Here is an 18,359-nt window from a genome sequence, read left to right on the forward strand (position 1 = left end):
GGGAAACGCCCGGTTACATTCCGAACCCGGAAGCTAAGCCTTACAGCGCCGATGGTACTGCAGGGGGGACCCTGTGGGAGAGTAGGACGCCGCCGGAACTCCTTTTAGAGCTCCGGCTCTTGGGCATCGCAGCCCGAGAGCCGGAGCTTTTTTGCGTTGAGGTAAGGTCAGGGGGCATCGTTGGCACGTTTCCCCAGGAGGCACCCGGGTGGAGGTTCAGGAGACTCGCGTCCAGACGGACCGTGTGCTCACCATCCCGAACATCCTCAGCATGGCGCGGCTCGTCGGCGTGCCCCTCTTCCTGTGGCTGATCCTGAGGCCCGAGTTCGGTGGCCCCAAGAGTGACGGCTGGGCCCTCCTGGTGCTGGCGCTGAGCGGCATCAGTGACTACCTGGACGGCAAGCTCGCGCGGCGCTGGAACCAGATCAGCAGTCTGGGCCGGCTTCTCGACCCCGCGGCCGACCGGCTTTACATTCTCTCGACATTGGTCGGTCTCACATGGCGTGAGATTCTGCCCCTGTGGTTGACCGGCGTACTTCTGGCGAGGGAGCTGGTTCTGCTGGTGATGGTGGGCATCCTCCGCCGGCACGGCTATCCGCCGCCGCAGGTGAACTTCCTGGGGAAGGCCGCCACGTTCAACCTGATGTATGCCTTCCCCCTGCTCCTGCTCAGTGACGGAAGTGGTTGGATCTCGTCACTGGCTGCTATTTTCGGATGGGCGTTCGCCGGATGGGGTACAACGCTGTATTGGTGGGCAGGAGTCCTCTACGTGGTACAAGTCCGCCGCCTGGTCCGTGCGGACGCCAAGACCGATTGAACTCGCGGATTCCTCCGCCCAGCGCGGTGCGATGGCCCGTGGTCGAAAAGTGCGGGAGAATCCTCGCGGGGGAAGTCGGCTAGACCGTCGTCTCTTCGAGGAGGACGCTTCCGACATGAAGGCCGTCGTGATGGCCGGAGGCGAAGGCACACGCCTTCGTCCCATGACCTCAAGCATGCCCAAGCCGCTCCTGCCTGTGGCCAACCGCCCGATCATGGAGCACGTTCTGCGGCTGCTCAAAAGGCATGGGCTCAATGAAACAGTCGTGACTGTCCAGTTCTTGGCCTCGCTCGTCAAGAACTACTTCGGTGACGGCGAAGAGCTCGGAATGGAGCTCACCTATGCCAATGAGGAGAAGCCACTCGGTACCGCCGGAAGCGTCAAGAACGCTGAAGAGGCGTTGAAGGACGATGCCTTCCTCGTCATCTCCGGCGATGCGCTGACCGATTTCGACCTCACCGAGCTGATCAATTTCCACAAGGAAAAGGGCGCGCTGGTCACGGTCTGTCTGACCCGTGTGCCCAACCCCTTGGAGTTCGGCATCACCATCGTCGACGAGGAAGGCAAGGTGGAGCGCTTCCTCGAGAAGCCCACCTGGGGCCAGGTCTTCTCCGACACGGTGAACACCGGCATCTACGTGATGGAGCCCGAGGTCTTCGACTACGTCGACCCCGATGTGCCCGTCGACTGGTCCGGCGATGTGTTCCCGCAGCTGATGAAGGAAGGCAAGCCCGTCTACGGCTACGTGGCCGAGGGCTACTGGGAGGACGTCGGCACGCACGAGAGCTACGTGAAGGCCCAGGCCGACGTGCTCGAGGGCAAGGTCGACGTCGACATCGACGGATTCGAGATCTCGCCCGGTGTGTGGGTGGCCGAGGGGGCCGAGGTGCACCCGGACGCCGTGCTGCGCGGGCCCGTCTACATCGGCGACTACGCCAAGGTCGAAGCCGGCGCCGAAATCCGTGAGCACACCGTCGTGGGCTCCAATGTCGTCGTCAAGAGCGGTGCTTTCCTGCACAAGGCCGTCGTTCACGACAACGTCTACGTGGGCCCCCACAGCAATCTGCGCGGCTGCGTGGTCGGAAAGAACACCGACATCATGCGTGCGGCGCGGATCGAGGACGGGGCGGTCATCGGTGATGAGTGCCTGATCGGTGAAGAATCGATCGTGCAGGGCAATGTGCGGGTCTACCCGTTCAAGACCATCGAGGCCGGTGCATTCGTCAACACCTCGGTCATCTGGGAGTCGAGGGGACAGGCGCACCTCTTCGGTGCCCGGGGCGTCTCCGGAATCCTGAACGTCGAGATCACGCCGGAACTGGCCGTGCGGCTCGCGGGTGCCTATGCCACGACGTTGAAGAAGGGCTCGACCGTCACCACGGCCCGCGACCACTCGCGTGGTGCCCGTGCGCTGAAGCGGGCGGTGATCTCCGCGCTCCAGGCCAGCGCCATCGACGTGCGGGACCTGGAGAACGTGCCGCTGCCCGTGGCGCGTCAGCAGACCGCACGCGGCAGTGCCGGCGGGATCATGATCCGGACGACGCCCGGTGTGCCGGACTCCGTCGACATCATGTTCTTCGACAGCCAGGGCGCCGACCTGTCGCAGGGCAGCCAGCGGAAGCTGGACCGGGTGTTCGCGCGGCAGGAGTACCGGCGCGCCTTCCCCGGCGAGATCGGTGACCTCCACTTCCCCGCCAGCGTCTTCGACTCCTACACCGGGTCGCTGCTGCGGAACGTGGACACGACCGGGATCGCGGAGTCCGGGCTCAAGGTCGTCGTCGACGCGTCCAACGGAAGCGCCGGTCTCGTGCTGCCGAGCCTGCTCGGCAAGCTCGGCGTCGACTCCCTGACGATCAACCCCGGTCTCGACGAGTCCAGGCCCACCGAGACGGCCGACATCCGGCGGTCGGGCATGGTGCGGCTCGGGGAGATCGTGGCGTCCTCGGGAGCCGCGTTCGGCGTGCGGTTCGACCCCGTCGGTGAACGGCTCTCCCTCGTGGACGAGAAGGGCCGGATCATCGAGGACGACCGGGCGCTGCTGGTCATGCTGGACCTGGTCGCCGCCGAGCGGCGCAGCGGCCGGGTCGCCCTGCCGGTGACCACGACGCGGATCGCCGAGCAGGTGGCGGCGTACCACGGGACCCAGGTGGAGTGGACGACGACCTCTCCCGACGACCTCACGCGCGTGGGCGGTGAGGAAGGGACGATCTTCGGCGGCGACGGCAAGGGCGGCTTCATCGTCCCCGAGTTCAGCAGCGTGTACGACGCCACGGCGGCCTTCGTGCGGCTCATCGGTCTGGTGGCCCGGACGCAGCTCACGCTGAGCCAGATCGACGCGCGGATCCCGCGGGCGCACGTCCTCAAGCGCGACCTGGCGACCCCGTGGGCCGTCAAGGGGCTCGTGATGCGGCGGGTCGTCGAGGCGGCCGGTGACCGTTTCGTGGACACTACGGACGGCGTGCGGGTGGTCGAGACCGACGGCCGCTGGGTCATGGTGCTGCCCGACCCGGCCGAGGCCGTCACCCACCTGTGGGCCGAGGGCCCGGACGACGCCTCCGCACAGGCCCTGCTGGACGAGTGGTCGGCGGTCGTGGACAGCGCCGGCCGGTAATACCGCCTGCACGCGTGCGTGCCGGACAAGTGTCCCCAACGGGGCCTGTCCGGCACGCCGGTGGGGCCGTTCGGAGGTAGTGCCCGCGACGTGCGACGATGTGCGGCATGCCGCAGCAACCCCCCATTCGGAGCACACCCACGCGGCCCCGGCGCCCGGATGCGTCCATGTCGTTGATCACCAACGTCATGGACCACAGTCTCGACGACGGCTACGCCGAAGCCGCCGCGCGCAAGAAGGCCGCGGGGGACGGCGGCATGCCGAAGACCCTCCGGGCGAAGCTGGGGCTCGCGGCCGGCCTGGTGCTCGCGGCCCTGGTCGTGACCGTGGGAGCGGCCCAGGCGCGGGTCGCCGCTCCCGTCGTCGCCAAGGAGCGCGAGGAGCTGATCGACCGCATCGACCGGGAGACCGAGGCGGCGGACCGGCTGGAGGACACGGTCGACGAGCTGCGCGAGGACGTCGGCGCGCGCCAGCGCGAGGCGCTGAAGCACAGCGGCGGCAGCGCTCAATCGGAGCTCGTCGGCATCCTGTCCGGGTCCGTCGCGGTGCACGGTCCCGGTGTGAAGCTCGTGGTCAACGACGCCAAGGAAGCCGGCACCGGCGGTGACGGAAATCCGCGCGGCAGCTCCGGATTCTCCGACACCGGCCGGGTGCGTGACCGCGACATGCAGCGCGTGGTCAACGGGCTGTGGGAGTCGGGGGCCGAGGCGATCTCCATCAACGGGCAGCGGCTGACGGCGCTGTCCGCGATCAGGGCCGCCGGAGACGCGATACTGGTCGACAACAAGCCGCTGGTGCCGCCGTACACGGTGCTCGCGGTGGGGGACGGGCAGCGGCTGAGCACACGGTTCCAGGACAGTGCGGACGGGTTGTACCTGGCCGCGCTGCAGGAGAGCTACGGCATCAGGACAGGCATCTCCGTGGAGGACGACCTCCGGCTGCCTGCCGCGCCGAGCGTGATCGTACGAACAGCACAGCCGAGCACTGAGAAGAGCGAGAAGGGCACATCGTGATCGCCGTACTGGGCCTCGTCGTGGGAGTCGTGGCCGGCCTGTTGGTCCGGCCTGAGGTTCCGGCGGTGGTCGAGCCTTACCTGCCGATCGCCGTCGTGGCGGCTCTGGACGCAGTCTTCGGGGGGCTGCGGGCCATGCTCGACGGGATCTTCGACGACAAGGTCTTCGTGGTGTCGTTCCTGTCGAACGTCGTCGTGGCCGCGCTGATCGTGTTCCTGGGGGACAAGCTGGGCGTCGGGGCCCAGCTGTCCACGGGTGTGGTGGTCGTGCTCGGCATCCGCATCTTCTCCAACGCCGCGGCGATCCGCCGGCACGTGTTCCGGGCGTGAGGCCGATGAGCGAGCACGACGAGACGCGTCCCGAGGAGCGGGACGACACGCGCGCGGGCCGGTCCGACGGGAGTGGCGCCGGGAGCGGTGACGCCGCGAACCGGCTGCGCAAGGAACTGCCGATGGAGGTGTCCGCCCCGGTGCCCGCCGCGCGGGAGACCCCGCAGGCCGGGCCCGGAACCGCGCCCCGCCCCGCGTCCGCACCCGGGTCTGAACCCGCGTCCGTGCCGAAGGCGGATGCAGAGGCCGAGCCTCGGCTGACCGGGCGGCAGCGCCTGGTGCAGGGGTTGTGGCCGCCGCGTGTCACACGCGCCCAACTCATCGTCGCGCTGCTGTTGTTCGGCCTCGGCTTCGGTCTGGCCGTGCAGGTGGCGTCGAACAGTGACGGCGACAGCGCCCTGCGCGGTGCGCGCCAGGAGGATCTGGTCCGCATCCTCGATGAACTGGACGACCGTACTCAGCGTCTTGAGGACGAGAAGCAGGGGCTCGAGAAGCAGCGGGACGAGCTGGAGAACAGTTCGGACCAGGCCGAGGAGGCCCGGAAGCAGACGATCGAGAAGGAGCGGCAACTCGGCATCCTGGCGGGTACGGTCGCCGCGCAGGGGCCCGGCATCACCATGACCATCGAGGACACGAAGGGGACGGTCGAGGCGGACATGCTGCTCGACGCGATCCAGGAGCTGCGCGCGGCGGGTGCCGAGGCGATCCAGGTGAACGGCGTACGCGTGGTCGCCGGCACGTATCTCGCGGATTCCGGCAAGGGTGTGAGCGTCGACGGGAACAAGATCAACGCGCCCTATCGTTTCAAGGTCATCGGCAAGCCGCAGGACCTCGAGCCAGCGCTCAACATCCCCGGAGGCGTGGTGCAGACTCTCGAGAAGGAACAGGCCACCGTGACCGTCGAGCGATCGACGAAGATCGTCGTGGACGCCTTGCGAGCGGCGAAGCGGCCTGACTACGCTCGGTCGTCCTCGCAGTGAACCGGGGGTGCATGGGCGACGTCCGGCGAGGGCATGAGGTTGCGGGGGGTCGGCGCACCGAATGGGTGGTGCGTGGTGGAAACTGTCTGGTGCAGACGGACGTTGTCAGGATGTCCGGGTCGGCCAGAGTGTTCAGTCAGGGTTCGTCCTGCCCCACGGGCGGGTCTGTTTCGGTCAAGGGGAATCGCCCGTGAAGTTGTTTGCGAAGTTGTTCGGCAAGAGCGCGCGAGAGGGCAGCGACAGCAATGCCACCGCTCGCCATCGCGCACAGCCTGACGCGGAAGGCCAGCGGCCGCTCTTCCGCGACCAGGTCGCTGGTCCGGGTGGTGACATCTCCGGAGGTCAGGGCGCGCCGTCGGTTGACCCTGCGCAGTCCGGCGGCATAGGTTTCGGCCAACCGTCAGCCTCAGGTGCGGGTGGAGGGTTTTCCGACCCGTATGCGTCCCACGCTCCGGGTGAGCAGCCGCGGCAGGAGGATCCGATGTCGGCCCTGGTGTGTACGAGGTGCGGTAACCGCAACGCGGAGAACAGCCGCTTCTGCTCCAACTGCGGCGCGCCGCTGCGGCCCGGCGCGACGCCGGAGCGCCCGTCCGAGACGACCTCCACGATCTCCATCTCGGGTCTCGAGGCCTACGACAGCGAGACCACCGGCCAGACGCCGATGCCCACACTGTCCCCTGAGGCGCAGGCCGCCGTGGACGCGCTGCCCCTGGGTTCCGCGCTCCTGGTCGTGCGCCGCGGGCCGAACTCGGGCAGCCGCTTCCTGCTCGACGGCGACCTGACCACGGCCGGACGTCACCCGCAGAGCGACATCTTCCTGGACGACGTGACCGTCTCCCGGCGGCACGTGGAGTTCCGTCGCGGCCAGGACGGCTCGTTCACGGTGGCCGACGTGGGCAGCCTGAACGGCACGTACGTGAACCGCGAGCGGATCGACCAGGTCGCGTTGAACAACGGCGACGAGGTGCAGATCGGCAAGTACCGGCTGGTCTTCTACGCGAGCCAGCGGGGCTACTGACCCGGGTCCGCCCGGGGAGGCCCAGCGAAGGTCCGTCCGTCAGGGAAGGTCCATGCTTCGAACACCGAGCGGCGGTGCCGGACACGGTACCGCCGCCACGGACAGTGGGCTGATGAGCATCGGCACGGTGCTGAACGTCCTGCGCGACGAGTTCCCCGAGGTCACCATCTCCAAGATCCGTTTCCTGGAGGCCGAGGGGCTCATCGAGCCGCAGCGGACCCCCTCGGGGTATCGCAAGTTCAGCGCCCACGACGTCGAGCGCCTCGGTCACGTCCTGAGGATGCAGCGGGACCACTATCTGCCCCTGAAGGTGATCCGCGAGCATCTGGAGGCGATGGAGCGCGGTGAGGCCGTCCAGCTGCCCGTACTGGGCCGCCAGCGGGACGGCGAACCCGTGCCCGAGGCCCCCGAGGGGCCCACGGTGGCCAGGATCGGGCGGGCGGAGCTGCTCGCCGCGGCCGGCATCGACGAGCAGGAGCTCGAGGAGTGGGAGTCGTACGGGCTGCTCACTCCACTGGAGGACGGCGCGTACGACGCCGAGGCGGTCACGGTGGCCTCGCTCGTCGTCGAGCTCGGGCGGTTCGGGATCGAGCCGCGGCATCTGCGGGCGATGAAGGCCGCGGCCGACCGTGAGGCCGGGCTGGTGGACCAGGTGGTGGCTCCGCTCAAGCGGCACCGGAACCCGCAGACCAGGGCTCATGCGGAGGCGCGCACGAAGGAGCTGGCGGGGCTCACGGTGCGGCTGCACGCCGCGCTGGTCCAGACGGCACTCGGGGTACGGCTGCCCTGAGCGGCGGGCCGCGCGGGGGCCGGATCAGGCGCCCGATCCCGGCCCGACTACCCAAACATCCCGAGCACGGCCTAGGGTTGCTGTGTGAACGAGCTCGATGTCGTAGGTGTCCGGGTCGAAATGCCCTCCAACCAACCGATCGTGCTGCTGCGTGAAGTGGGAGGCGACCGTTACCTTCCCATCTGGATCGGGCCGGGGGAGGCGACGGCGATCGCCTTCGCCCAGCAGGGCATGGCTCCCGCGCGGCCGCTGACCCACGATCTGTTCAAGGACGTGCTGGAGGCCGTCGGCCAGGAGCTCACGGAAGTGCGCATCACGGACCTGCGTGAGGGCGTCTTCTACGCGGAGCTGGTCTTCGCCAGTGGAGTCGAGGTGAGCGCCCGCCCGTCCGACGCCATAGCGCTCGCGCTGCGCACCGGTACGCCGATCTACGGCAGTGACACGGTGCTCGACGACGCCGGTATCGCGATCCCGGACGAGCAGGAGGACGAGGTGGAGAAGTTCCGCGAGTTCCTCGACCAGATCTCTCCGGAGGACTTCGGCACCAGCAGCCAGTGAACCGCGGGTCCCGACAGGAGGGGGCCGGGAGCAGAAGCGGTCGGTGAGGCGAAGGGGCGGCCCGGCGGACGATGTGGTCCGCGGCAGGGCCGCCGACGCGTTGTGACGGGTGAAATGCCCGCATGTGCCGGTGGCGAGTGAGAGCGTCACACGGGTCGCGCCGAGCTCATTCGGCTAGCCTTTCCCCGCGGTGGGGCACGGGAAACCACTCTTAGGGTGATTATCACTCGGCGTGGCGAGTGTGGCGATCGTTGACGCACCCCTGGTGACTGCCTACCGTCGAGAAGGCAGGTCAAGGACGGAGGTCGGCGTGAGAAGCAGCGGCGACGGTACGGCTGGGGGCGGCCCCGAGCGCAGTCTCAGGGCGAGCGGTCCGTACCCTCCCCCCGGCTCACGGCTCCGCGCGAGCGGGGGATATCCCCAGCCCGGCGACGCGGCCGATCACGCTCCGCAGCGACCGACGGCCGTGCCGAGCAGCGGAGGGACGACGTCCATGGCGTCCGAGCAGATCGGCTATCGCGGTCCTACGGCGTGTGCGGCCGCCGGTATCACCTACCGGCAGTTGGACTACTGGGCCCGCACAGGGCTTGTCGAGCCGAGCGTGCGGCCCGCCTACGGGTCCGGGACGCAGCGGCTGTACAGCTTCCGCGACGTGGTCGTTCTGAAGATCGTCAAGCGGTTCCTGGACACCGGGGTGTCGCTGCAGAACATCCGCACGGCCGTGCAGCACCTCCGGGAACGCGGTTTCCGTGACCTGGAGCGGATGACGCTCATGTCCGACGGCGCCACGGTGTACGAGTGCACCTCGCCGGACGAGGTCCACGCCCTGCTCCAAGGGGGGCAGGGGGTCTTCGGGATCGCCGTCGGTGTGGTGTGGCGGGATGTCGAGAGCGCGCTGTCCCAGCTGCACGGGGAGCGGATCGACACCGGCGAGACGCTGGTCGGGCCCAATCCGGCGGACGAGCTGGCGCGACGGCGGAACCGGGCCGTATGAGCCGCCGCTGAGGCGGTGCTTCCGGTGATCGCAGGAGGCGGGACGTTTCGGCAGCCGGTGTTGCGACCGGATGGCTCGCGCGGGCCGGGTGTTTTCTACTGACAGGCACGTTCGCATCGGCCGGGCGGTTGCGCCGGCCGGCTTGCTCGCGTCGGCCGGAGCCGTCGCGCTGACCGGCTTGCTCACATCGATCGGGGCTTCGTACCGACCGCTGTGCTCGCGTCGACCGGGTGCGTCGCGCCGGCGGCAAGCGGTTGCTCCCCCGGGGTAGTCGCGGAGCGGGGCGGTCGGCGGGGCATTGTCAGTGGCGTAGGGCAGCATCGGAGATGTGAGAACCGCGCCCACGATCCTGCATCTCGACATGGACGCCTTCTTCGCCTCGGTGGAGCAGGCGTCCAAGCCGAGCCTGCGCGGGAAGGCCGTGGTCGTGGGTGGACTCGGCCCGCGGGGTGTCGTGGCCACGGCGTCGTACGAGGCGCGGGTCTTCGGGGTGCATTCGGCGATGCCCATGGGGCAGGCCAGGCGGCTCGCGCCGAACGCCGCGTATCTCGTACCGCGCTTCGGGCTCTACAAGGCGATCAGCGAGCGCGTCATGGAGCTGCTGCGGGCGCTGTCGCCGCTCGTGGAGCCGCTCAGCCTGGACGAGGCTTTCGTGGACCTGGAGGCCGGGGGAGTGGCCTGGGACGAAAGCTCGGCGCGGCTGGTCGGTACGCAGCTGCGCGCCGACATCCGCGCCACGACCGGCCTCACGGGATCGGTCGGGCTCGCCGCCTCCAAGATGCTGGCGAAGATCGCCTCCGAGCAGGCCAAGCCCGACGGGCTGGTGGTGATCGAGCCGGGCACCGAGCGGGCGATGCTCGGGCCGATGTCGGTGCGCACCCTGCCCGGCGTCGGGCCGGCCACGGGTGACCATCTGCGGCGGGCCGGGATCACCACGGTCGAGGAGATCGTCGAGGCGGGAGAGGACGAACTGGTCCGGCTGCTGGGCAAGGCGCACGGGCACGGGCTCTACGCGATGGCCCTGGCCAGGGACGACCGACCCGTGGTGGCGGAGCGGGAGGCGAAGTCCGTGTCCGTGGAGGACACGTACGACGTGGACATCCACGACCGGGTGCGGGTCGGGCTGGAGGTGCAGCGGCTGGCAGACCGGTGCGTACGGCGTCTGCGCGGGGCCGGTCTGTCCGGGCGGACGATCGTGCTGAAGGTACGGCGGTACGACTTTTCGACGCTCACCCGGTCCGAGACGCTGCGGGGGCCGACGGACGACCCCGGGGTGATCGGGGAAGCCGCGGCCAGGCTGCTGGACTCGGTGGACACGACGGGCGGGGTGCGGCTGCTCGGGGTCGGGGTCAGCGGCCTCGCCGACTACACGCAGGAGGATCTGTTCGCGCAGGCCGCGGGGGAGCGGGCGGTGGCCGAGGGGCCGGTCGAGGAGCACGCCGTGGCGCAGGCGGAGGAGCAGCCGTCGCTCGCCGAGCGGCGCTGGCCAGCGGGACACGATGTGCGGCACGCCGAGTACGGGCACGGGTGGGTGCAGGGCAGTGGGCTGGGGAGGGTCACCGTGCGCTTCGAGACGCCCGGCTCGGCGCCCGGCAGGGTGCGGACCTTCCGGGTGGACGATCCCGCGCTGGAGCCGGCGGATCCGTTGCCGCTGGTGTTACGAAGACCGGAGGAGTCGGAGAGCGGGCCCGTCGGCGTCGACGGGCCCGTGGGGACGCCTTACGAGGCCGCGTCCGGGGATCGCGTCGTCCGTTCGTCCGAACCAGCCAGCTTGCCGAACTCGTGATCGGGGAGCGGGGGAGGGGCTGCGATGTCCAGGCCGTAGTGGTGGTAGAGCTGGAGTTCCTGCTCGGGGGAGAGGTGGCGGCCCACGCCGAAGTCGGGGGCGTCCTTGATCAGCGCGCGTTCGAAGGGGACGTGGAGGGCGCCGTCGATCAGTTCGCTGGGCTCCAGCGGGACGAACGCGTCCCTGCTGAACAGGCCGGTCCGTATGGCCGCCCACTCCGGTTCGCCGGTGGCGTCGTCGAGGTAGACCTCGTCGATCGTGCCGATCCTGGTTCCGTTGCGGTCGAACGCCTTGCGGCCGATCAGGTTGCGCGGATCGATGTCGGTACGCACGGGACCTCCACAGGCTCGCAACTCATCCGTAAGCACTACAAAACGGCACAATCGAGGAGGCGGCCACTCGAAGGTTCGTGCGTTGACCTCGCTGGTACGCTGGCAACGGCTGCTGACCCCGTGCGGGAGAGTCCTCCGGACACCATCGGAGGCGCCGAAGGAGCAAATCCTCCCCGGAATCTCTCAGGCACACGTACCGCACGGACGAGGTCACTCTGGAAAGAAGAGCGGGTGTCGGCTTCCGCTCTCACCGACGGTGAAAGCCGGAGGCCTTCGGGCGATCCGGTGAAGCTCTCAGGTTGAGATGACAGAGGGGGAGGCCGTCCGGGTACCCGCGCCGTGGTGCCCCTCGAAGGTCGTGCCAGACCAGGAGGCCTCCGCCCATGACCGCCCATCGCATTCCGCTTTCCGAGCTCGAAGAAGCAGTGCCCTTCGAGCAGCGTCACATCGGCCCCGACCACGAGGCCCAGGCCAAGATGCTCGCGCAGGTCGGCTACGGCTCGCTGGACGAGCTCACGGCCGCCGCGGTCCCGGCCGTCATCAAGAGCGCCGAGGCCCTCGACCTGCCGAGCGCCCGCAGCGAGGCCGAGGTGATCGCCGAGCTGCGCTCGCTCGCCGACCGCAACCAGGTCCTCGGCTCCATGATCGGACTCGGGTACTACGGCACGTTCACGCCGCCGGTGATCCTGCGCAACGTCATGGAGAACCCGGCCTGGTACACGGCCTACACGCCGTACCAGCCGGAGATCTCGCAGGGACGGCTGGAAGCCCTGCTGAACTTCCAGACCATGGTCGCCGACCTCACCGGACTACCGACCTCCGGAGCCTCCCTGCTCGACGAGGGCACCGCGGCGGCCGAGGCCATGGCGCTGTCGCGGCGGATGGGCAAGAACAAGAAGGGCCTGTTCCTGGTCGACGCGGACGCGCTGCCGCAGACCATCGCCGTGATCCAGACCCGGGCCGAGCCGACCGGCGTCGACGTCGTCGTCGCCGACCTTTCCGACGGCATCCCGGCCGAGATCGCCGAGCGTGAGATCAACGGCGTCCTGATCCAGTACCCGGGCGCCTCCGGGGCCGTACGGGACATCAAGCCCGTCATCGACCGGGCGCACGAGCTCGGGGCGGTTGTCACCGTCGCCGCCGATCTGCTCGCCCTGACGCTGCTGAAGTCGCCCGGTGAGCTCGGCGCGGACATCGCGGTCGGCACGACCCAGCGGTTCGGCGTGCCGATGGGCTTCGGCGGGCCGCACGCCGGCTACATGGCGGTCAAGGAGAAGATGGCGCGCAGCCTGCCCGGGCGGCTCGTCGGCGTCTCCGTGGACGCCGACGGGAACAAGGCCTACCGGCTCGCGCTGCAGACCCGTGAGCAGCACATCCGCCGGGAGAAGGCGACCAGCAACATCTGCACGGCGCAGGTCCTGCTCGCCGTGATGGCCGGCATGTACGCCGTCTATCACGGTCCGGACGGCCTGAAGGGCATCGCGCAGCGCACCCACCGCTACGCCACGGTCCTGGCCGCCGGGCTCGCGAACGGCGGGGTCGAGGTCGTGCACGACTCCTTCTTCGACACCGTGACCGTGCGCGTCGCGGGCCGGGCCGCCGAGGTCGTGGCCGCCGCGCGGGACAACGGGGTCAACCTGCGCCTGGTCGACGCCGACCATGTCTCGATCGCCTGCGACGAGACCACCACCCGCGCCCAGCTGCGGGCCGTGTGGGCCGCCTTCGGTGTCGAGGGGGTCATCGAGGCGCTGGACGCCGCCACCGAGGACGGGCTCCCGGCCGGCCTGCTGCGCACCGACGACTACCTGACGCACCCGGTCTTCCACCAGCACCGCTCCGAGACGGCCATGCTGCGCTACCTGCGGCGGCTGGCCGACCGGGACTACGCGCTCGACCGCGGCATGATCCCGCTGGGCTCGTGCACGATGAAGCTCAACGCGACCACGGAGATGGAGCCGGTCACCTGGCCGGAGTTCGGGCAGCTGCACCCCTTCGCACCCGCCGAGCAGGCCGCGGGCTACCTCACGCTCATCCGGGAGCTGGAGGACCGGCTCGCCGAGGTCACCGGCTACGACAAGGTCTCCCTGCAGCCGAACGCCGGGTCGCAGGGTGAGCTTGCCGGTCTGCTCGCCGTCCGCGGGTACCACCGGGCCAACGGCGACGAGCAGCGGACCGTGTGCCTGATCCCGTCGTCCGCGCACGGCACCAACGCCGCCAGCGCGGTGATGGCGGGCATGAAGGTCGTCGTCGTGAAGACCGCCGAGGACGGCGAGATCGACGTCGAGGACCTGCGCGCGAAGATCGAGCAGCACCGCGACGAACTGGCCGTGCTGATGATCACCTACCCGTCCACGCACGGCGTGTTCGAGGAGCACGTGGCCGATATCTGCGCGCAGGTGCACGAGGCCGGCGGTCAGGTCTACGTCGACGGCGCCAACCTCAACGCGCTGGTCGGGCTCGCCAAGCCGGGGCACTTCGGCGGCGACGTCTCGCACCTGAACCTGCACAAGACCTTCTGCATCCCGCACGGCGGCGGCGGCCCGGGCGTCGGTCCGGTGGCGGTGCGCGAGCACCTCGCGCCGTACCTGCCGAACCACCCGCTGCAGCCCGAGGCCGGCCCGGAGACGGGCGTCGGTCCCGTCTCGGCGGCGCCCTGGGGCTCGGCCGGCATCCTGCCCATCTCGTGGGCGTACGTCCGGCTCATGGGCGGCGAGGGGCTGAAGCGGGCCACCCAGGTGGCGGTGCTCAGCGCCAACTACGTCGCCAAGCGGCTGGAGCCGCACTACCCGGTGCTCTACACGGGCCCCGGCGGGCTCGTCGCGCACGAGTGCATCATCGACCTGCGGCCGCTCACCAAGGCGACCGGTGTGAGCGTCGACGACGTCGCCAAGCGGCTCATCGACTACGGCTTCCACGCGCCGACCATGTCGTTCCCCGTGGCCGGGACGCTGATGATCGAGCCGACGGAGTCCGAGGACCTGGCCGAGCTGGACCGTTTCTGCGACGCGATGATCGCCATCCGCGCCGAGATCGAGAAGGTCGGCTCCGGCGAGTGGCCCGCCGAGGACAACCCGCTCCGGGGTGCGCCGCACACCGCCGGCGCCCTCGCCGGGGAGTGGGAGCACGCCTACAGCCGTGAGGAGGCCGTCTTCCCGGCCGGCGTCTCGACCGCCGACAAGTACTGGCCGCCGGTGCGCCGTATCGACCAGGCCTTCGGCGACCGGAACCTGGTCTGCTCGTGTCCGCCGCTGGACGCGTACGAGGACTGATCTGCCGACGGACCTGCGGGTCCGGCCGACGGGAGGGGCTCCGCACTGCGGGGCCCCTCCCGTCATGTCGTGGCCAGTGTCAGCCGTCCGTGTGGCGGGGGTCGGGGGGAGGGGGTGAGGTCGGCCGCGGCCGGTGGCCCGGTACGGGTGCGGACAGTTGGCCCGATCGGGGGATGGCCGGTTGGGTATAACGCGATATAGCGTTAGTGTCATGGGGCGGCATGGTGCTGTGCCTGGGGAGATCGGGGGTGTGTGGTGGTGGGGAAACTCGTGCGCACGGGGGAATCGTCCGAGGTGAGGGCCTCGCACGCGGACCGGGACCGGATCGTGGACGTGCTGCGTGTCGCCGCAGGGGACGGACGGCTGACCCTGGAGGAACTCGACGAGCGGCTGGAGGCCGCGCTGTCCGCCCGGACGGTGGGGGAACTGGCGGTACTGACAGCGGATCTGCCCGAGCCCGAGGTCCTTGGAAGCAGCGGCGTCGAGGATGTCGTGAGGATCGAGCAGACGGGGTCAGCGACCCGACGCGGTGACGCATGGGTGGTGCCCCGGCGTATGGAGATCCGGTCGGCCTGGGGCGAGGTGACGCTCGACTTCACCGACGCGGTGATCACGCACGACAGTCTGCACATCGACCTGGACCTGCGCGCCGGTGCCCTCAAGCTCGTGACCCGGCCCGGCATCGTGGTCGACACGACCGGGCTCGTGACGAACTTCTCCGCGGTCAAGGAGCGCCGGCCGGCGGACGCGCCCGTCGTGCTGCGGGTGCGGATCACCGGCGAGGTCGAGTACGGGCAGATAGTGGCGCGTCCGCGACGACGGGGCTTCGGCAGACGCTGAGGTGCCTGCCGGTGCAGCGGAAGTTGGTGGCGCCGAAGCCCAGCAGGGTCGGTGCGCACAGCGTGCCCTGCCGCAAGGGGAGCGGACGCCCCGGCAGATGATCGTGGTCTCGCCATGCGGGCTCTCCTCGGCGACCCTCCGGCATGGTCGCGAACGAGGAGAGAAGCCCGGCCTCGAGGGCGGCGATGCCGGGCCGGCAGCCGAGACGAGGGTCGAGAAGTAGTCGACGCCGCTCAGGCGCATCATGCGCCGGGTGGAGCGGAGGCCGTGAAGCTCGGCAGGTCGCCCGGTCGTGGCCATCGACGTGCTCTCGATGTGCGGCTCAGCTGGTTCCGGCCATCACGGGACAGCCGGATCGGCGTGCGCGGAGCGTGATGCCGTGACCCGTGGATGTGACGGGTGTGCGCGGCCGGCTTCCGTCGCTGACGGCGCCAGGGGCAGGTGTCTGATCCAAAACGCCAGTTGAAGCGCGTGTGGTGGTGCTGTCCGGGTGCAGGGCAGGGGTGTCGATCGCGCGGCTCAGAGGTCGATACCGAGTGTGATCGCAGGATCCGGAAGGTTCGTCATGTCGATCGAATGTTTCGGCTGCCTTCCCTGGTCCTCGCATCGCTGACAGATTGAGTGTGTACAAGGGGTTGCCACCGTTTACCGGCTGTCTCTAGGGTGCGGCATCAACGCAGCTTTCTGGATCTCAATCGAAACTTTCGAGGAGCGCATGATGGGCGACCCGGCACTGTCCCGCCGCGGCTTCCTGGCGGCCTCCGCCGCGGCCGGTCTGGGGATGACGGCACTGACCGCATGCGGCGGGGACTCGGACGGAGGGTCGTCCGGGACGACCACCATCGAATGGTGGAACATCTCCACCACCGAACCCACCAAGAGTGTCTGGGCCGCTCTCGCCCGCAAGTTCGAGGCGCAGAACCCCAAGGTCAAGGTCAAGATCGTCCAGTTGGAGAACGACGCCTACAAGTCGAAGATGACGGCCCTGACCTCCTCCGGGAAGCTGCCCGACATCTTCCACACGTGGGGCGGCGGCGTGCTGCGGCAGCAGGTCGACGCCGGGCTGGTGGAGGACCTCACGGACCGCACCAAGCCCTGGGGCGACGCCCTCCTGCCGGTGGCCCGGGAGCCGTACCTGATCGACGACAAGGCCTACGGCGTCCCGTTCGACATCGGCATGATCGGCTTCTGGTACAACAAGGCGCACTTCGAGAAGGCCGGCATCGGCGAGCCCCCGACCACCTGGAGCGGCTTCCTCGACGCGGTGCGCAAGCTCAAGTCGGCCGGCATCACGCCCCTCGCCCTGGCCGGCAAGGAGAAGTGGCCCGGCATGTACTACTGGGCGTACCTGTCGATGCGCACCGCCGGTGCCGAGGCGCTGCAGAAGGCGTACGAGGAGAAGGACTTCACCGGCGCGCCGTTCGTGGAGGCGGGCGAGCACCTGAAGGAACTCGTCGGCCTGCAGCCGTTCCAGAAGGGCTTCCTCGGCGCGGCCTACTCCAGTCCCACCGGCCAGGCCGCCAGTGTCGGCAACGGCAAGGCGGCCATGGAACTGATGGGCCAGTGGGCCCCCGTGGTCCAGGCCGACGCCGGCAAGGGCCTCGGCAAGGACCTCGGCTTCTTCCCGTTCCCGGCGGTCGAGGGCGGCCGGGGGGCGATCACCGAGGTGTTCGGCGGAGGCGGCGGACACGCCCTGCGCCGGGGCGCCCCGCAGGCGGCCGTCGACTTCCTGAAGTTCTTCGCCTCGGAGGCCACCGACCGGGAGCTGGTGAAGAAGACCGGGGTTCTGCCCGTGGTCCCGGCGGCCGAGAGCGCCATCGCCGACCCCAACATCAAGGCGGTCCAGGCCGAGCTGAAAAAGGCCACCGGCTTCCAGCTCTACCTCGACCAGGCGTACGCGCCCGCCGTCGGCCAGGAGGTCAACGACAGTGTCGCCGCGCTGATATCGGGCTCGATGTCGCCCGGGCAGGTCGCACAGTCGATCACGAAGACCGCGAAGGAAGAGCAGTAGCCGGCGATGACGTCCACGTTCCTGCCGAGCGAGCGGACCGGCCCCGAGACCGGCCCGCCGCCCCCGGCCCCCGCCGACCGGGCCCGGGGGCGGGCCCGGCGACGCGCCCTGAACTGGCTGACCGCCACCGGCTTCCAGCTGCCCGCCCTGGTGCTGTTCATCGGGCTCGTGCTGCTGCCGATGCTGTTCGCTCTGTACGCCGCGTTCTTCCGGTGGGGCGGCTTCGGCATGCCCTCCGAGTACATCGGCGGCGAGAACTTCACCCGGCTCCTCCAGGACGAGGTGTTCCTCGGCGACCTGTGGCGCTGCCTGGTGCTGGTGGTGCTCTCGCTCGCGCTGCAGCTGCCGTTCGCGCTCGCCATGGCCGTGCTCCTCAACCAGCGGATGCGCGGCCGGGCGGTCTACCGGATGCTGTTCTTCGCCCCGTACGTCCTGTCCGAGGCGATCACCGGAATCCTGTTCGGCATGATCTTCGCGCCGGACGACGGCTTCGCCGACCAGGTCCTCGGCCGGATCGGGCTGGAAGGGCTGGGCGGGGAGTGGTTCGCCGATCCGTCGACGGTGATGGCGACGCTGTTCCTGGTCATGATGTGGAAGTACTTCGGCTTCCACATGATGCTGTACCTCGCCGGGCTCCAGGCCGTGCCGAAGGAGCTGACGGAGGCGGCGCTCATCGACGGGGCGGGCCCCTGGCAGCGCTTCCGCAACGTGACCCTGCCGCTGCTGGCGCCCACCCTGCGCATCAGTGTCTTCCTGTCGGTCATCGGGTCGATCCAGCTCTTCGACCTGGTGTGGGTCACCACCGCGGGCGGTCCGGACCACCACTCCGAGACCATGGCCGTGACCATGTTCCAGTACGGCTTCAAGCGGTACCAGGTCGGCTACGCCAGCGCGATCAGCGTGGCCATGTTCGCCATCAGCCTCGTCTTCGCCCTCGCCTACCAGCGGTTCGTGCTCCGGCGCGACCTCGAAGGAGCCACCACCACCATGCGGGGTGACGGAAAGTGACGG

15 protein-coding genes, 1 rRNA gene and 1 riboswitch are annotated in these 18,359 nt (G+C 69.5%); of the genes, 15 read left to right on the forward strand and 1 reads right to left on the reverse strand.

The features are described from left to right. The 11 genes from rrf to ACIGAN_RS34550 form a co-directional block, all read left to right on the forward strand. Window positions 1-98: ribosomal RNA gene (gene rrf / locus ACIGAN_RS34500) — 5S ribosomal RNA — on the forward strand; the annotation flags it as partial. A 110-nt stretch (window positions 99-208) separates the two neighbouring features. Then, a complete protein-coding gene (locus ACIGAN_RS34505) occupies window positions 209-817 on the forward strand; it encodes a CDP-alcohol phosphatidyltransferase family protein (RefSeq protein ID WP_365742106.1) in 609 nt (202 codons plus the stop codon). Window positions 818-932: 115 nt separating this feature from the next. Further along, a complete protein-coding gene (locus tag ACIGAN_RS34510; protein WP_365099348.1) occupies window positions 933-3,428 on the forward strand; it encodes a mannose-1-phosphate guanyltransferase in 2,496 nt (831 codons plus the stop codon). A gap of 98 nt (window positions 3,429-3,526) precedes the next feature. Next, entirely contained in the window at window positions 3,527-4,441 is a 915-nt protein-coding gene (locus tag ACIGAN_RS34515; RefSeq protein ID WP_365099349.1) for a DUF881 domain-containing protein, read from the forward strand. Continuing rightward, entirely contained in the window at window positions 4,438-4,770 is a 333-nt protein-coding gene (locus ACIGAN_RS34520; RefSeq protein ID WP_003988855.1) for a small basic family protein, read from the forward strand. The genes ACIGAN_RS34515 and ACIGAN_RS34520 overlap by 4 nt, the downstream gene beginning before the upstream one ends. A gap of 5 nt (window positions 4,771-4,775) precedes the next feature. Next, the gene (locus ACIGAN_RS34525) at window positions 4,776-5,750 is read left to right on the forward strand and encodes a DUF881 domain-containing protein (RefSeq protein WP_399863401.1); all 975 of its coding nucleotides are present in this window, start codon (window positions 4,776-4,778) and stop codon (window positions 5,748-5,750) included. A 61-nt stretch (window positions 5,751-5,811) separates the two neighbouring features. Beyond that, window positions 5,812-6,768, forward strand: a complete 957-nt coding sequence (locus ACIGAN_RS34530; protein ID WP_365742101.1) for an FHA domain-containing protein — start codon at window positions 5,812-5,814, stop codon at window positions 6,766-6,768. Window positions 6,769-6,820: 52 nt separating this feature from the next. Beyond that, on the forward strand, window positions 6,821-7,558 hold the full coding sequence (locus ACIGAN_RS34535) for a transcriptional regulator FtsR (protein ID WP_399863404.1): 738 nt from the start codon (window positions 6,821-6,823) through the stop codon (window positions 7,556-7,558). Between the two features lie 84 nt (window positions 7,559-7,642). Continuing rightward, window positions 7,643-8,116, forward strand: coding sequence for a bifunctional nuclease family protein (locus tag ACIGAN_RS34540; protein WP_026253112.1), 474 nt, complete (start codon window positions 7,643-7,645; stop codon window positions 8,114-8,116). Between the two features lie 310 nt (window positions 8,117-8,426). After that, a complete protein-coding gene (locus tag ACIGAN_RS34545) occupies window positions 8,427-9,110 on the forward strand; it encodes a MerR family transcriptional regulator (protein WP_365099353.1) in 684 nt (227 codons plus the stop codon). A gap of 328 nt (window positions 9,111-9,438) precedes the next feature. After that, window positions 9,439-10,896, forward strand: a complete 1,458-nt coding sequence (locus ACIGAN_RS34550) for a DNA polymerase IV (RefSeq protein ID WP_399863406.1) — start codon at window positions 9,439-9,441, stop codon at window positions 10,894-10,896. On the opposite strand, the gene ACIGAN_RS34555 is transcribed toward ACIGAN_RS34550, so the two are convergent. Then, window positions 10,830-11,228, reverse strand: coding sequence for a PRC-barrel domain-containing protein (locus ACIGAN_RS34555; protein ID WP_365099355.1), 399 nt, complete (start codon window positions 11,226-11,228; stop codon window positions 10,830-10,832). The two genes, ACIGAN_RS34550 and ACIGAN_RS34555, sit on opposite strands and share 67 nt — an antisense overlap. Before the next feature lie 113 nt (window positions 11,229-11,341). Next, a riboswitch (glycine riboswitch) is annotated at window positions 11,342-11,437 on the forward strand. Between the two features lie 174 nt (window positions 11,438-11,611). Here ACIGAN_RS34555 and gcvP point away from each other — a divergent pair. From gcvP to ACIGAN_RS34575, 4 genes are all read left to right on the forward strand, one after another. Next, entirely contained in the window at window positions 11,612-14,497 is a 2,886-nt protein-coding gene (gene gcvP / locus ACIGAN_RS34560) for an aminomethyl-transferring glycine dehydrogenase (RefSeq protein WP_365742095.1), read from the forward strand. Window positions 14,498-14,791: 294 nt separating this feature from the next. After that, a complete protein-coding gene (locus ACIGAN_RS34565; protein ID WP_399863411.1) occupies window positions 14,792-15,337 on the forward strand; it encodes a DUF1707 domain-containing protein in 546 nt (181 codons plus the stop codon). A 718-nt stretch (window positions 15,338-16,055) separates the two neighbouring features. Then, window positions 16,056-17,348 (forward strand): extracellular solute-binding protein, encoded by a 1,293-nt coding sequence (locus ACIGAN_RS34570; protein ID WP_365742091.1) that lies wholly within the window; start codon window positions 16,056-16,058, stop codon window positions 17,346-17,348. Between the two features lie 6 nt (window positions 17,349-17,354). Continuing rightward, the gene (locus ACIGAN_RS34575; RefSeq protein WP_399863413.1) at window positions 17,355-18,356 is read left to right on the forward strand and encodes a carbohydrate ABC transporter permease; all 1,002 of its coding nucleotides are present in this window, start codon (window positions 17,355-17,357) and stop codon (window positions 18,354-18,356) included. Window positions 18,357-18,359 lie beyond the last annotated feature (3 nt).

The sequence above is a fragment of the Streptomyces sp. NPDC085931 genome, from assembly GCF_044540565.1.
In the GTDB taxonomy this organism is placed as follows: domain Bacteria; phylum Actinomycetota; class Actinomycetes; order Streptomycetales; family Streptomycetaceae; genus Streptomyces.